The sequence below is a fragment of the Sphingomonas sp. Root710 genome (assembly GCF_001429065.1).
Taxonomy (GTDB): domain Bacteria; phylum Pseudomonadota; class Alphaproteobacteria; order Sphingomonadales; family Sphingomonadaceae; genus Rhizorhabdus.
This window is the reverse complement of record NZ_LMIB01000016.1, coordinates 224,726-238,219: the sequence shown is the minus strand read 5'-3', so window position 1 is coordinate 238,219 and position 13,494 is coordinate 224,726. Positions and strand designations below refer to the sequence as shown.

13 protein-coding genes are annotated in these 13,494 nt (G+C 66.2%); 3 read left to right on the top strand and 10 right to left on the bottom strand.

Annotated elements, in window-relative coordinates:
• Window positions 1–35: 35 nt before the first annotated feature.
• From ASE00_RS18405 to ASE00_RS18370, 8 genes are all read right to left on the bottom strand, one after another.
• A complete protein-coding gene (locus ASE00_RS18405; protein ID WP_056383047.1) occupies window positions 36–389 on the bottom strand; it encodes a HesB/IscA family protein in 354 nt (117 codons plus the stop codon).
• Window positions 390–511: 122 nt separating this feature from the next.
• On the bottom strand, window positions 512–1,030 hold the full coding sequence (locus ASE00_RS18400) for an SUF system Fe-S cluster assembly protein (protein WP_056383374.1): 519 nt from the start codon (window positions 1,028–1,030) through the stop codon (window positions 512–514).
• An 11-nt stretch (window positions 1,031–1,041) separates the two neighbouring features.
• Window positions 1,042–2,232: a cysteine desulfurase gene (locus ASE00_RS18395; protein WP_056383044.1), complete on the bottom strand. Its 1,191-nt coding sequence runs from the start codon at window positions 2,230–2,232 to the stop codon at window positions 1,042–1,044.
• Window positions 2,229–3,314: a SufB/SufD family protein gene (locus ASE00_RS18390; protein ID WP_056383042.1), complete on the bottom strand. Its 1,086-nt coding sequence runs from the start codon at window positions 3,312–3,314 to the stop codon at window positions 2,229–2,231. Before ASE00_RS18390 ends, ASE00_RS18395 begins: the two co-directional genes overlap by 4 nt.
• A 160-nt stretch (window positions 3,315–3,474) precedes the next feature.
• Window positions 3,475–4,218 carry a Fe-S cluster assembly ATPase SufC gene (sufC, locus tag ASE00_RS18385; protein WP_056383041.1) on the bottom strand — a complete coding sequence of 248 codons (744 nt, stop codon included), beginning with the start codon at window positions 4,216–4,218 and terminating at the stop codon, window positions 3,475–3,477.
• Window positions 4,212–4,547: a hypothetical protein gene (locus tag ASE00_RS18380; protein WP_056383039.1), complete on the bottom strand. Its 336-nt coding sequence runs from the start codon at window positions 4,545–4,547 to the stop codon at window positions 4,212–4,214. Before ASE00_RS18380 ends, sufC begins: the two co-directional genes overlap by 7 nt.
• Window positions 4,544–6,040 (bottom strand): Fe-S cluster assembly protein SufB, encoded by a 1,497-nt coding sequence (sufB, locus tag ASE00_RS18375; RefSeq protein WP_056383036.1) that lies wholly within the window; start codon window positions 6,038–6,040, stop codon window positions 4,544–4,546. The genes ASE00_RS18380 and sufB overlap by 4 nt, the downstream gene beginning before the upstream one ends.
• On the bottom strand, window positions 6,037–6,459 hold the full coding sequence (locus ASE00_RS18370; RefSeq protein ID WP_056383034.1) for an SUF system Fe-S cluster assembly regulator: 423 nt from the start codon (window positions 6,457–6,459) through the stop codon (window positions 6,037–6,039). Before ASE00_RS18370 ends, sufB begins: the two co-directional genes overlap by 4 nt.
• Before the next feature lie 336 nt (window positions 6,460–6,795).
• On the opposite strand from ASE00_RS18370, the gene ASE00_RS18365 reads away from it, so the two are divergent.
• The 3 genes from ASE00_RS18365 to ASE00_RS18355 all read left to right on the top strand — a co-directional run bounded on the left by ASE00_RS18365 (window position 6,796) and on the right by ASE00_RS18355 (window position 11,626).
• Complete coding sequence (locus tag ASE00_RS18365) at window positions 6,796–7,830, top strand: quinone-dependent dihydroorotate dehydrogenase (RefSeq protein WP_056383032.1); 1,035 nt, start codon at window positions 6,796–6,798, stop codon at window positions 7,828–7,830.
• A gap of 72 nt (window positions 7,831–7,902) precedes the next feature.
• Window positions 7,903–9,633: a gamma-glutamyltransferase gene (gene ggt, locus ASE00_RS18360; protein WP_056383029.1), complete on the top strand. Its 1,731-nt coding sequence runs from the start codon at window positions 7,903–7,905 to the stop codon at window positions 9,631–9,633.
• Between the two features lie 217 nt (window positions 9,634–9,850).
• On the top strand, window positions 9,851–11,626 hold the full coding sequence (locus ASE00_RS18355) for an AMP-dependent synthetase/ligase (protein ID WP_056383027.1): 1,776 nt from the start codon (window positions 9,851–9,853) through the stop codon (window positions 11,624–11,626).
• A 33-nt stretch (window positions 11,627–11,659) separates the two neighbouring features.
• Here the strand turns inward: ASE00_RS18355 and fucP are convergent, their stop codons facing one another.
• On the bottom strand, window positions 11,660–12,964 hold the full coding sequence (fucP, locus tag ASE00_RS18350; protein ID WP_056383025.1) for an L-fucose:H+ symporter permease: 1,305 nt from the start codon (window positions 12,962–12,964) through the stop codon (window positions 11,660–11,662).
• A gap of 255 nt (window positions 12,965–13,219) precedes the next feature.
• Window positions 13,220–13,459 carry a hypothetical protein gene (locus tag ASE00_RS18345; RefSeq protein WP_162256501.1) on the bottom strand — a complete coding sequence of 80 codons (240 nt, stop codon included), beginning with the start codon at window positions 13,457–13,459 and terminating at the stop codon, window positions 13,220–13,222.
• Between the last annotated feature and the right edge of the window lie 35 nt (window positions 13,460–13,494).

Sequence of the window (13,494 nt, the reverse complement as noted above, 5' to 3'; positions counted from 1 at the left end):
ACCCCTAACCGCTCCCTTGGCAGGGAGGGGGATAATCAGACCGTGAAGCTCTCGCCGCAGCCGCAGGCGCCCTTGGCGTTGGGATTCTGGAACACGAAGCCCGCCGAGAAATCATCCTCGACCCAGTCCATCACCGACCCGATCAGATAGAGGATCGATCCGCCGTCGACATAGAAGGTGCCGCCGGGGGTCTCGATCTTCTCGTCGAACGGATCGGCCTCGGTGACATAATCGACCGAATAGGCGAGGCCCGAACAGCCGCGGCGCGGGGTCGACAGCTTGACGCCGATCGCGCCCTCCGGGGCGGTCTCCATCAGATGCGCGATGCGCGCCTCGGCGGAGGGGGTGAGGGTCAGCGCGGCGGGGCGCTGGCGGGTGGTGGTGGTCATTCTTTCACTCCAATTCCGCTCACCCTGAGGAGAGACTGAGCTTGGCGAAGGCTCATCTCGAAGGGCCCTTCGATGCGGTCTTCGCCTTCGCTCAGCCCTTACTCAGGATGAGCGGAATAATTTCAAAGCATTCCCAATTCCAACTTGGCCTCGTCGGACATCTTGGCCGGATCCCATGGCGGATCCCAGATCAGGTTCACCTCGGCCGATCCGACCCCGGGGACCGCACCGACGCGCAGTTCGACCTCGCCCGGCATCGATTCGGCGACGGGGCAATGCGGGGTGGTCAGCGTCATCGTCACCGCGACATGCGCGTCCTGGGTGATGTCGACGCCATAGATCAGCCCGAGTTCGTAGATGTTCACCGGGATCTCGGGATCGTAGATCTCCTTGAGCGCATCGATCACGCCCTCATAGAGATCGCCGCCCGGCTCGCCTGCGCCGGGCGCGAGATTGGGTTTCTGGGCGAGGAAGCCGTCGAGATAGTCGGGCTTGCGCCCGGCGTCGGCGGTGTCGGCCGCTGGCGCGGCAGCGGCCTCGCGATCGACCGGCTGGCCGCGTTCATCGACCTCGACGCGCGCGCGGGGCGCGGACGGCACTGCCGACACTTCCTCGACCTCGATCTTCCCCGGTTCGTTCATCTCTTCGCCTGTCATCCGAAAATCCGTGTCACCCGCTCTATTCCCCGCGCCAGTGCCGCGACATCGGCTTCGTCGCTGTAGATGCCGAAGCTCGCGCGCGCCGTGGCGGGAATGTCGAGATGCTCCATCAGCGGCTGGGCGCAATGATGCCCGGCGCGGATCGCCACGCCTTCCTCGTCCAATATGGTGCCGATGTCGTGGGGATGAACCCCCTCGATCGCGAAACTGACGATTCCGGCGGAGTCGGCGGGGCCGAACAGCCGGACGCTGTTGATCGCCGACAGCGCGTCGCGCGCCGCCGCCACCAGCGCCGTCTCATGCGCGTGGATGACGGGCAGGCCGATCGCGTCGACATAGTCGATCGCGGCGTGGAGGCCGAGTGCGCCGACGATGTTCGGCGTGCCCGCCTCGAACCGCTGCGGCGCGGGCGCCCAGGTCGTCTTCTGGAACGTGACCTTGTCGATCATCGATCCGCCGCCCTGCCAGGGGGGCATGGCGTTGAGCAGATCGCCCTTCGCCCACAGCACGCCGATTCCGGTGGGCCCATAGAGCTTGTGGCCGGAGAAGGCGTAGAAATCGCAGCCTATCGCCTGGACGTCGACGCCGATGCGCGGCACCGCCTGGCAGCCGTCGATCAATATCTTCGCGCCGGCGGCGTGGGCCAGTTCGGCCGCGCGCTGCGCGTCGAGCAGCGAGCCGAGCACGTTCGAGACATGGGCGAGCGCGACGAGCTTGTGGCGCCCGGTCAGCATTGCCGCCATCGCGTCGAGATCGATCTTGCCGTCTTCGGTCAGCGGGCAGACGTCGATCTCTACCCCAGTGCGGTCCTGAATCAGCTGCCAAGGGACGATGTTCGAATGATGCTCGAGCTTCGACAGCAGGATGCGGTCGCCCGCCTTGAGGTTGGCGACGCCCCAGCTCTGCGCGACGAGGTTGATCGCCTCGGTCGCGCCGCGCACGAAGACGATCTCGTCGGCGCTGCGCGCATTGATGAAGCGCGCGACCCGCTGCCGCGCGGCCTCATAGGCGATCGTCATGTCGGCCGAGCGGCGATAGACGCCGCGATGGACGGTCGCATAATCCTGCCCATAGGCGCGGTCGATCGCATCGATCACGGCCTGCGGCTTTTGCGACGTCGCGGCGGTGTCGAGATAGTGCCAGCCCTCGGGGATGGCGGGGAAGTCCTGGGTCCAGGCGTTCATAGCGTGGTCTCCAGCCAGGCTTCGGCATTGGCCTGGAAGGCGCCGCGCGCCGCTTCGTCGCCGATCCGCGATATCGCGTCGGCGATGAAGGCCTGGGTCAGCAGCGCCTTGGCACGATCGGGGGTGATTCCACGCGAGGTCATGTAGAACAGCGCCTGCGCGTCGAGTTCGCCGACCGTCGCGCCATGCGCGCATTTCACGTCGTCGGCGAAGATCTCGAGCTCGGGCTTGAGGTTGATCGTCGCGGTGCGGGTGAGCATCAGCCCGCGCAGCGATTGTTCGCCGTCGGTCTTCTGCGCGTCGCGCGCGACTTCGACCCGCGCGGCCATGCTCGCGGTCGCCTTGTCGTCGGCAACGGCGCGCCACAGCTGGCGGCTTGTGCCCTCCTCGCGCGCATGGCGGACGACAATCGCGGCGTCGTGACGCTGCTCGCCGCGTGCGAGCAGCGCGCCGCCATGTTCGGCGAAGGCGCCGGGGCCGTCGAGGGTGATCGCGGCGTCGATCCGCGTGCCGCCGCTGCCCGCGCCGAGCAGGGTGGTGACGAGGCTCGCGCCCGCGTCGAGCCGGGCCTCGTCGCGCAGCGAGGTGAAGCCGCTCGCCTGGACGATCCGGATCGCGCGCATGAGCCGCGCCGAGCGGCCGAGGGTGATGCTGGTCAGCCGGTTCGCCCAGCCGTCACCTGCATAGGTCTCGACGATGCTCGCCTGCGCGTCCTCGGCCAGGATGATGCGCGCGGGGACATGGCTCGCCCCGCCGGTCGCGATGTGGACGATCTCGATCGGTCCGCCCGCCGGGTTCGCGCCGTCCTTGGCGATGGCCAGCGTCCAGCCCGCGCCGCTAGCGAGCCTGCCGAGCGGGTGATCGGTGGCGGTATCGGTTTGGCCGATCGTAACCGGGCCGGGGCGGCTGCGGCCCTGATCGAGCAGGCCGTTAACGAACAGCAGGCGCGGACCGTCTCCGATCCAGTGGGAATCGGCGTCCGGCGCGGCCTTTGTAGCGGGTGCTTCAGCGAGCGCGGGGAGCCCCGAAAGATCGGACCAGCGCCATGCTTCGTCGCGCGAAGAGGGGAGCGAGAGGGTCATCTATCAGCTCCGTCATCCTGAACTTGTTTCAGGATCCACCCACGGGCTTGGTGCGAACCAGCAGACTCATGGGCAAAGTTCGTCGCAAGAGCCTCATGACCCGGACCAAGCGTCGTGGTGGATGCTGAAACAAGTTCAGCATGACGAGGATGTGAAGACATCACGCCGCGATCGCTCCGTAACCCTCGCGCTCGAGCTCGTGCGCCAGCTCCGCGCCGCCGGTGCGGACGATGCGGCCCGCCGCCAGGACATGGACGAAATCGGGTTTCACATAGTCGAGCAGCCGCTGATAATGGGTGATCAGCAGCACCGCGCGATCTGGCTTGCGCATGATCGTGTTGATGCCATGGCCGACGGTGCGCAGCGCGTCGATGTCGAGGCCGGAGTCGGTCTCGTCGAGGATGGCGAGCTTCGGGTCGATGATCCCCATCTGGACCATCTCGTTGCGCTTCTTCTCGCCGCCCGAGAAGCCGACATTCACCGGGCGCTTGAGCATGTCCATGCTGAGCCCCAGCGCATCGGCCTGGGCGCGGGCGCGCTTGAGGAAATCGCCGCCCGACAGCGGCTCCTCGCCGCGCAGCTTGCGCTGAGCATTGAGCGCCTCGCGCAGGAACTGGACGTTCGAGACGCCGGGAATCTCGACCGGGTACTGGAATCCCAGGAACAGCCCGGCGGCGGCGCGCTCATGCGGTTCCTTGTCGAGCAGGTCCTCGCCCTCGAAGGTCACGCTGCCCTCGGTCACTTCGTAACCGGGGCGGCCCGACAGGACATAGGACAGGGTCGACTTGCCCGCGCCGTTCGGCCCCATGATCGCATGGATCTCGCCCGCATTGATCGTCAGCGACAGGCCCTTGAGGATCGCCTTGCCGTCGATTTCGGCATGGAGGTTTTCGATGTTCAGCATGCTTCTACCTTGTCGGCCTTCGAGCCGAACACGGCTTCGAACCAATATTTATTGGGATCAGCGAACCAGCTCTGGTTCGCTGGTGTGAGAAATTGCGCGAGCGACGTCATGTCGCGCTCATAGCGGCGGTGAAGTGCTACGAAATCCTGCAAGTCGGCATTTGAAGGCGTCGGCGTATTCAGCGTCACGCGTACCAAGCTCACGCCATGTTCGTTGAGCCCTTTGAAGCTGGCAACACAGCTTATCTTGGCCAGCCACTCAAAAAAGGCCGTCTCGTCGTTGATCGATCCATAACCGCCTTCGACGATATCCAGGGTAGAGGGTGTCATCCGACCGACCCCTCCAGCGATATCCCGAGCAGCTTCTGCGCCTCGACCGCGAATTCCATCGGGAGCTGCTGGAGCACCTCCTTGGCGAAGCCGTTGACGATCAGCGCGACCGAGGCTTCCTGGTCGAGCCCGCGTGACATTGCGTAGAAGAGCTGGTCGTCGCTGATCTTCGAGGTGGTCGCTTCATGCTCGATCTGCGCCGACGGGTTGCGGACCTCGATATAGGGCACGGTGTGCGCGCCGCACTCGCTGCCGAGCAGCAGGCTGTCGCACTGGGTGAAGTTGCGCGCGCCTTCGGCAGTGGGGGCGACGCGGACGAGGCCGCGATAGGTGTTGTCGCTCTTGCCCGCCGAGATGCCCTTCGACACGATCGTCGATTTCGACCCCTTGCCGAGGTGGATCATCTTGGTGCCGGTGTCGGCCTGCTGGCGGTTGTTGGTGACCGCGACCGAATAGAATTCGCCGACGCTGTTCTCGCCCGCGAGCACGCAGCTCGGATATTTCCAGGTGATTGCCGATCCGGTCTCGACCTGGGTCCAGCTCACCTTCGAATTCCTGCCCTGGCACAGCGCGCGCTTGGTGACGAAATTATAGATGCCGCCGCGCCCTTCGGCGTCGCCGGGATACCAGTTCTGGACGGTCGAATATTTGATCTCGGCATCGTCGAGGGCGACCAGCTCGACCACGGCGGCATGAAGCTGGTTCTCGTCGCGCATCGGCGCGGTGCAGCCCTCCAGATAGGAGACATGGCTGCCCTTGTCGGCGACGATCAGGGTGCGTTCGAACTGGCCGGTATTCTCCGCATTGATCCGGAAATAGGTGCTCAGCTCCATTGGGCAGCGCACGCCCTCGGGAATGTAGACGAAGGTGCCGTCGGAGAAGACCGCGCAGTTGAGCGTCGCGAAATAATTGTCGTGCATCGGCACGACCTTGCCGAGCCAGCGCTTCACCAGATCGGGATATTCGCGGATCGCTTCGCTGATCGAGCGGAAGATCACCCCGGCCTTTTCGAGCTCGGCGCGGAAGGTGGTGGCGACCGAGACGCTGTCGAACACCGCGTCGACCGCGACCTTGCGGCTCCCCTCGACGCCCGCGAGCACCTTCTGCTCCTCGATCGGGATGCCGAGCTTCTCATAGACCTTGAGAATCTCGGGATCGACCTCGTCGAGCGAACCGAGCGCCTTCTTCGCCTTGGGTTCGGCGTAATAATAGGCGTCCTGATAATCGATCGGCGGCACGTTGAGCTTCGCCCAGTCGGGCGGGGTCATCGTCAGCCAGTGGCGATAGGCCTTCAGCCGCCATTCGAGCATCCATTCGGGCTCGTTCTTCTTGGCGGAAATGAAACGGACGGTGTCTTCGCTCAGCCCCTTGGGCGCGAAGTCCTGCTCGATATCGCTGGTGAAGCCCCATTCATAATTGGAGGCCTTGTCGGCGGCGTCGATTGCGGCGCGATTCTTGTCGGCCCGGTCGTTGGTGGTGCGCGTGTCGCTCATGCCGGCACCCCCGTAATGTTGCGCGCGAGCATGGCAAGGCTGACGCCGCCCAGCGCGCCGCGGATCGTGTCGTTCACCACGCTCCAATGCGGTTTGACCCGGCATGATGTTTCCAGGCCACAGTCGTGGCGATGGTCATCGACGCAGGCGGTCATCGCGATCGGCCCCTCGACCGCCTCGACGATATCGGCAAGACTGATCGCGTCCGCCGCGCGGGCCAGGCGGAAGCCGCCGCCGGTGCCGCGCGCCGAGGCGAGCAGGCCCGCCTGGGCAAGCCGCCCCATCAGTTTCTGCGCGGTGGGCAGCGGCACCCCGGTCTCATCGGCGAGCAGCGTCGCGGTGAGCTGCTCGCCCGGCGCGTGGCGCGCGGCGGCGGAAAGCATCACCACCGCATAATCGGCTAGGCTGGACAGGCGCATGCTGGCTCGTTTTCCAATCGGACTGATTCGATCCGATTGGGCAGATGGGCGCGGATGCGGTCGAGGTCAAGGGTGTGGCGATGCTTTTGGGGGATCGGAAAGCCCGGCCGGCCGTAAACCGGCCGGGCCATCGAATGAACCAGGGTGGCCATCCGATGCCGCGTGGCCCAGGGGCTGTTCAGAGCCACGCGACAACCGTTACGCGCATGTGCCACGGGGAGGCATGGCGCGATCATGAATGAACGGATGACGGCGGCGGTTTAATCCCGGCGGGACGAGAAAAAACTGTGGGGCGAGCCGCTTTGATGGCGGAACGAAATGCTCTAGGCGACCTGCATGTCGCTCTACACCGCCCTCCGCCCGTTGATTTTCACCCTCGAGGCCGAACGCGCGCACCGCGCGACGATCCGGGCGTTGCGGCTGAAACCTAAGGGCGCTTTGCCCGCTGCCGATCCGCGGCTGGCGATCGATGTCGCGGGGTTGCGCTTTCCCAATCCGGTCGGCCTTGCCGCCGGGTTCGACAAGGATGCGCAGGTGCCCGACGCGATCCTCGCCCTCGGCTTCGGTTTCGCCGAAGTGGGGACGCTGACCCCCTTCCCGCAGGCGGGCAATCCGCGTCCGCGCCTGTTCCGCCTGGTCGAGGACCGGGCGGTTATCAACCGCATGGGCTTCAACAATGGCGGCCAGGCGGCGGCGCATGAGCGGCTGTTGCGCCGCAACGCCCGTCCCGGCATCGTCGGGGTCAATATCGGCGCGAACAAGGACGCCGCCGACCGGATCGCCGATTATGCGCGCGGGGTGCAGGTGATGGCGGGGGTGGCGCGCTACCTTACGGTCAACATCTCCTCGCCCAACACGCCGGGCCTGCGCGCCTTGCAGGACAAGGGCGCGCTCACCGAATTGCTCGCGGCGGTGATGGCGGCGCGGCCCGCCGGCGGCCCACCCGTCTTCCTCAAGGTCGCGCCCGATCTGGAGCCCGCCGATATCGACGACATCGCCGAGATTTCGGCGGCGCATCGCCTCGATGGGCTGATCGTGTCGAACACCACCATCTCGCGCCCGGCGCTGGCGTCACGCCATGCCGGGGAATCAGGCGGCTTGTCGGGCGCGCCACTGCGTGATCTGGCGCAACAGCGCCTCGCCGATTTCCGCAAGGCGACCGGGGGCACGATGCCGCTGATCGCGGCGGGCGGCATCGCCGGCGCCGAGGACGCCTATGCCCGCATCCGGGCGGGGGCGAGCCTCGTCCAGCTCTATTCGGCGCTGGTCTATGAAGGGCCGGGGCTGGCGAAGCGGATCAATGCCGGGCTGGTGAAGCTGCTCGACCGTGATGGGTTCGCGACCGTGGCGGAGGTGGTAGGGACTTCCTAATCCCCTCCTCTGAAGGGAGGGGGATATTGCGTTGTGGGTTGAAGCGGCCCGTTAATCCAATAAGCTGCCGCCATGTTGCAGCGCATCCTAACCGCCCTTCTCCTCATCCTCGCGCCGGTTGCGGCTCAGGCTGCGAAGCCGATGGTCTCCGCCGCCGATCCGCGCGCGGCGGCGGCGGGGGTCGAGATCCTCAAGAAGGGCGGGACGGCGGCCGATGCGGCGGTGGCGATGATGCTCGCGCTCGGGGTGGTCGAGCCGGGGCATTCGGGGCTCGGCGGCGGTGGTTTTCTCGTCCATTATGACGCCAGGACCGGCAAGGTCCGCAGCTATGACGCGCGCGAGGCGGCCCCGGCGGCGGCCGATGCGCGCTGGTTCTTCGGTCCCGACGGCAAGCCGATGGGGATGCGGCAGGCGGTGCCCGGCGGGCGCAGCGTTGGCGTGCCAGGTGAATTGCGGCTGATGGAGGCCGCGCACGCCAACCATGGCAGGCTGAAATGGAAAGCGCTGTTCGGCCCCGCCACCAAGCTGGCACGCGACGGTTGGGCGATCACGCCTCGCTTCAACAATTTCCTGACGAGGATGCCGGCGACTGGCTTTTTCAACGACTGGGCCAAGGCCTATCTCTACACGGCCGACGGGCAGGCCAAGCCGGTCGGCACGTTGGTGAAGAATCCGGAGCTCGCGGCCTTCTATGACGCGATCGCGCGCCATGGCCCCGATTATTTCTATGTCGGCCCGGCGGCGCAGACGCTGGTGACGACGGTCAACGGCGCGCAACGCAATCCGTCGAAGATGACGGCGGGCGACCTCGCCAGCTATCAGCTGCGCGAGCGGCCCCCGGTCTGCGGCGCCTATCGCGGCTATCGCATCTGCGGCATGGGCCCGCCCGCCTCGGGCACGATCGTGGTGCTGGCGATTCTGAAGCAGCTCGAACGTTTCGACATGGCGGCGCTTGGCAAGGATTCGCCGGTCGCCTGGCACCTGTTCGCCGAAAGCTCGCGGCTGGCCTATGCCGATCGCGACGCTTGGATCGCCGATCCCGACTATGTGAAGGTGCCGGTCGAAGGATTGCTCAGCGCCGACTATATCGCCGCGCGCTCGGCGCTGATCTCGCCCGATGCGACAATGGCCAGCATTGCGGCGGGCACTCCACCCGGTGCGCCGGTCTTCGCACCCGCCGAGCGGCAGCCCGAGCATGGCACCTCGTCGCTCACCGCGGTCGACCGCTGGGGGAATGTCGCGCAGGCGACGGTGACGATCGAGAGCGTGTTCGGATCGGGCCAGAGCATGAATGGCCTGTTCCTCAACAACGAGCTGACCGACTTCAACCTGAACCCCGAACGGGACGGCGTGCTGACCGCGAACCGGGTCGAGGGCGGCAAGCGCCCGCGCAGCTCGATGTCGCCGCTGATCGTCTTCGATCCGCAAGGCAAGGTGCGGCTGTCGATCGGCGCGGCGGGCGGGTCGACGATCATCGCGCAGGTCGCCAAGGCGGTGATCGGGGTGATCGACTGGAAGCTGAGCGCGCAGGACGCGATCTCGCTCGGCCTGCTTTATGCGCCGGGGCCCGGCGGCGTCGCCGAGCGCGACACCGCGATCGAGGCGATGCTGCCCGCGCTTGCCACGCTGGGCGAGAAGCTGACGGTCGCGCCGCTCGGCCTGAAGGCCAACGCAATCGAATGGCGCGACGGCGGCTGGGCCGGCGCCGCCGATCCGCGCAGCGAGGGCGTGTCGATGGGGCTCGACGGCAAGGCGGTCAAGCCGGCGGCGGCGGTGCTCCAGAAGGACCGACCGTCGGAATAGGCCACAGCGCTTGACGCCATTATCGGTCATCCTGGACTTGTTTCAGGGTCCACGCCTCAACCAGAGCGTCGCTCCCGTGGCGCGGTGGATCCTGAAACAAGTTCAGGATGACGACGGTTGTGGATGTGCGCGCATCTGTAACGGTTAGACTCTATCCACGGCCGCGCGCGCGGGCCTATACCCGTTTGACGGCGCACAAGACGCGGCAGGAGAGACGATGCGGACCTTCGAGCGATTCCCGAACCTCGTCACCATGTTCTTCACCCGCGCCGCGGAGAAAGGCGACGCGCCGTTCCTCTGGTCGAAGCAGGGCGGTGCCTGGACTCCGCTGAGCTGGGCCGAGGTGGCGCGCCAGGTCGCCTCGCTCGCCAGGGCGCTGAAGGCCGAGGGGTTGAAGGAAGGTGACCGGGTCGTCCTCGTCTCGGAGAACCGCCCCGAATTCTGCATCGCCGACCTCGCGATCATGGCGGCGGGCTGCGTCACCGTGCCGACCTACACCACCAACACCGAGCGCGATCACACCCACATCCTGGAGAATAGCGGCGCGCGGGCGGCGATCGTCTCGACCGCGAAGCTGGCCCAGGTGCTGTTGCCGGCGATCGTCCGCTCGTCCACCTGCGAATTCCTGATCGCGATGGAGGCGCTGCCCCCCGGCGGCACACGCACCCTGTCGTTCAGCGATCTCGCGGGCGATCCCAACGCCGATGTCGCGGCGGCGGCGGACGCGGTCGCCGATGTCCGGCGCGAGGACCTCGCCTGCCTGATCTACACCAGCGGGACCGGCGGCGCGCCGCGCGGCGTGCGCCAGCATCATGGCGCGATCCTGTGCAATGTCGAAGGCTGCATCGACATCATCGATGCCGATTTCGGCTGGGGGGACGAGATATTCCTGTCCTTCCTGCCGCTGAGCCACGCCTATGAGCATTCGGGCGGCCAGTTCCTCCCGATCGGGCTGGGCGGGCAGATCTATTATGCCGAGGGGCTGGAAAAGCTCGCCGCCAATATCGAGGAGGTGGGCCCGACGATCATGGTCGTCGTCCCGCGCCTGTTCGAGCTGATCCGCGCACGGCTGATCAAGGCGGTCGAGAAACAGGGCGGCATCGGCCAGAAGCTGCTCGACAAGGCGATCGAGCTGGGCGCGCGCGATAAACTGCGGTTGGTCGACTATCCCGCCAAACTCGCGGTTGACTTGCTGCTGAAGCCCAAGGTGCAGAAGCGCTTCGGCGGGCGGAGCAAGGCGCTGGTCTCGGGCGGCGCGCCGCTCAACCCCGAGATCGGCCAGTTCTTCTCGGCGCTGGGGCTCACGCTGCTGCAGGGCTATGGCCAGACCGAGGCAGGGCCGGTGGTGTCGTGCAACCGGCCCAGCGCGGGGATCAGGAGCGACACGGTCGGCCCGCCGATGAAGGGGGTCGAGGTCAGGATCGCCGAGGATGGCGAGATATTGGTGCGCGGCGAGCTGGTGATGCACGGCTATTGGCGCAACGAGACCGAGACCGAGCGGGTGCTCAAGGACGGCTGGTTGCACACCGGCGACGTCGGCCTGCTCGACGAAGCCGGGCGGCTGAAGATTACCGACCGCAAGAAGGACATCATCGTCAACGACAAGGGCGACAATATCGCGCCCCAGAAGGTCGAAGGCATGCTGACCCTGCAGCCCGAGATCGCCCAGGCGATGATCTCGGGCGACAAGCGGCCCTATGTCGTCGGGCTGATCGTGCCCGATCAGGAATGGCTGGCTGGCTGGGCGGCGGAGAAGGGGCTTTCCCCCGAACTGGCGAAGCTCAGCGGCAATGCCGAGCTTCATCGCGCGTTGATGGCGGCGGTCGACCGGGTCAATGCCGACCTGTCGGTGATCGAGAAGGTCCGCCGCATCGCCATCGCCGACGAGCCCTTTTCGATCGACAATGAACAGATGACCCCGTCGATGAAGAACCGCCGCCACGCAATCCGCGCGGTCTATGGGGATAGGCTGGACGGGTTGTATAAGGGGTGAGACCTAAAACCCCTCTCCCCAAATGGGAGAGGGCTAAATCGCCGCATCCCTCGTCGCCTGACGCCATCCGTACAGCGCGATGATCGCGCAGCTGATCGCGGGGACGAGCAGCGAGCCGCGCAGGCCGAGGGCGGTCTGGCTGAGCAGGCCCATCAGCGGGGGCAGGATCGCGCCGCCGACGATCGACATGATCAGCAGCGACGCGCCGAGCGAAGCGCGGGGGCCGAGGTCGCGTACGCCCAGCGAGAAGATCGTCGGGAAAATGATCGAGGTGGTCAGCCCCGTAAGCGTGAGAGCTGCGACGGCGGCGGTGCCCGAAAGAAATGCCGCAAGCGTAATGAGCGCGATCGTCGACGCGGCGGCGATGGCGAGCAGCCTGGCGGGCAGGAAACGCGTCATCAGCGCCGCGCCGATGAAGCGGCCGAGCATGAACAGGACGAGGCTGCCCGAGAGCAGGAAGGCGGCGTGCTTTTCCGAGACGGCGGGGGCGGTCTCCTTCACGAAGTCGACGAAGAAGCTCCACAGGCTCACCTGCGCGCCGATGTAGAAGAATTGCGCGACCACCGCGCGGGTCAGCCCGCGTTGGCGCAGCAGGCTGGCGAGGCCGGGGCGCTTGCCGTCGGCATCCGCCGCGCCGCCGCTGGTGTCGACCGTAGGCAATGGCACGAAGGCGACCGCCAGCGCGACCAGCGCGACAACGATCGCCAGGATCAGATAGGGCATCTGCACCATCTGCGCCTCGGCGGCGCGATAAGCCTCGAGATCGGCGGGTGACATCGACGCCAGCGCCGCATGGCCGTGCTCGATCCCCGAGAAGATGAAGATGCCGCCGAGCGCGGGGGCGAGCACCGAGCCGAGCCCGTTGAAGGCGTGGGCGAAATTCAAACGCTGCGAGGCGCGGCCGGGATCGCCGAAGGCTACGACATAGGGGTTGGCGGCGGTCTCGAGGAAAGCCGCGCCGCAGGCGATGATGTAGAGCGCAGCGAGGAAGGGCAAATAGAGCCGCACCTCTGCCGCTGGCCAGAACAGCAGCGCCCCAGCCGCATAGAGCAGCAGCCCGGTGATGATCCCGGCGCGATAGCCGAAGCGGCGCATCACCAGCCCCGCGGGCAGCGCCATGGTGAAATAGCCGATATAATAGACGAACTGGATCAGCCCCGCCTCGGCGCGGTCGAGCGCCAGCGCCTTCTGGAATTGGCGGATCAATATGTCGTTGAAATTATTGGCGATCGCCCAAATGAAGAAGAGCGACACGACCAGCATGAAGCCCGCGCCATAGCCCGGATGGATGAACGGGCCGCGCGGGGGCGGCTGTGTCCGGCTCTTGTCGCTCGCCATATCCACGTGCATCTCCCCGCCATTCTCATTATGGCGTGAAAGTGCATCCATTTTTAAGGAAGGTCAATTAGGGTGTGTACGTCATGCCTGATCCCGATGGCCTCTGCGGGTCGTCAGGATTTCACGCCCATCACCGTATTTTTCTGAGACGGATTGGATGCATTGCCTTTTGGCGGTGCTTCCTTTTTCGGCTTGCGGACTTCCTTGGTCTTCTTCTGTTGGCCCTTGGCCATGACGCTTTCCTTGATGCTGGGTTTATTGGTCGTTGGTGATCCATAGCGGCACGGACCGCCATGGCATTCGGGTCAGATCCGGCGACGGCATGACCGCGGCGCCGTGATCGCGCAGCTCGGTCGCGGTTTCAGCATAGCTCTGCGCCAGATCGCTGAACTGCTGGCGGACCAGCGGATCGTCGCTGCCGGCCGCAGCGGCGAGCGCGCGGCGGCGAAGCTGCTCCAGCAGGGTGGTGTCGCAGGGAGGTTGGGTCATCGTCATGCTCCGCCTGATGGCAAGCGGGAGCAAAAGCGTCT

Coding starts and splice junctions, on each gene's coding strand:
- ASE00_RS18405 (WP_056383047.1), bottom strand. CDS start 389: ATGACCACCACCACCCGCCAGCGCCCCGCCGCGCTGACCCTCACCCCC.
- ASE00_RS18400 (WP_056383374.1), bottom strand. CDS start 1,030: ATGAACGAACCGGGGAAGATCGAGGTCGAGGAAGTGTCGGCAGTGCCG.
- ASE00_RS18395 (WP_056383044.1), bottom strand. CDS start 2,232: ATGAACGCCTGGACCCAGGACTTCCCCGCCATCCCCGAGGGCTGGCAC.
- ASE00_RS18390 (WP_056383042.1), bottom strand. CDS start 3,314: ATGACCCTCTCGCTCCCCTCTTCGCGCGACGAAGCATGGCGCTGGTCC.
- sufC (WP_056383041.1), bottom strand. CDS start 4,218: ATGCTGAACATCGAAAACCTCCATGCCGAAATCGACGGCAAGGCGATC.
- ASE00_RS18380 (WP_056383039.1), bottom strand. CDS start 4,547: ATGACACCCTCTACCCTGGATATCGTCGAAGGCGGTTATGGATCGATC.
- sufB (WP_056383036.1), bottom strand. CDS start 6,040: ATGAGCGACACGCGCACCACCAACGACCGGGCCGACAAGAATCGCGCC.
- ASE00_RS18370 (WP_056383034.1), bottom strand. CDS start 6,459: ATGCGCCTGTCCAGCCTAGCCGATTATGCGGTGGTGATGCTTTCCGCC.
- ASE00_RS18365 (WP_056383032.1), top strand. CDS start 6,796: ATGTCGCTCTACACCGCCCTCCGCCCGTTGATTTTCACCCTCGAGGCC.
- ggt (WP_056383029.1), top strand. CDS start 7,903: ATGTTGCAGCGCATCCTAACCGCCCTTCTCCTCATCCTCGCGCCGGTT.
- ASE00_RS18355 (WP_056383027.1), top strand. CDS start 9,851: ATGCGGACCTTCGAGCGATTCCCGAACCTCGTCACCATGTTCTTCACC.
- fucP (WP_056383025.1), bottom strand. CDS start 12,964: ATGGCGAGCGACAAGAGCCGGACACAGCCGCCCCCGCGCGGCCCGTTC.
- ASE00_RS18345 (WP_162256501.1), bottom strand. CDS start 13,459: ATGACGATGACCCAACCTCCCTGCGACACCACCCTGCTGGAGCAGCTT.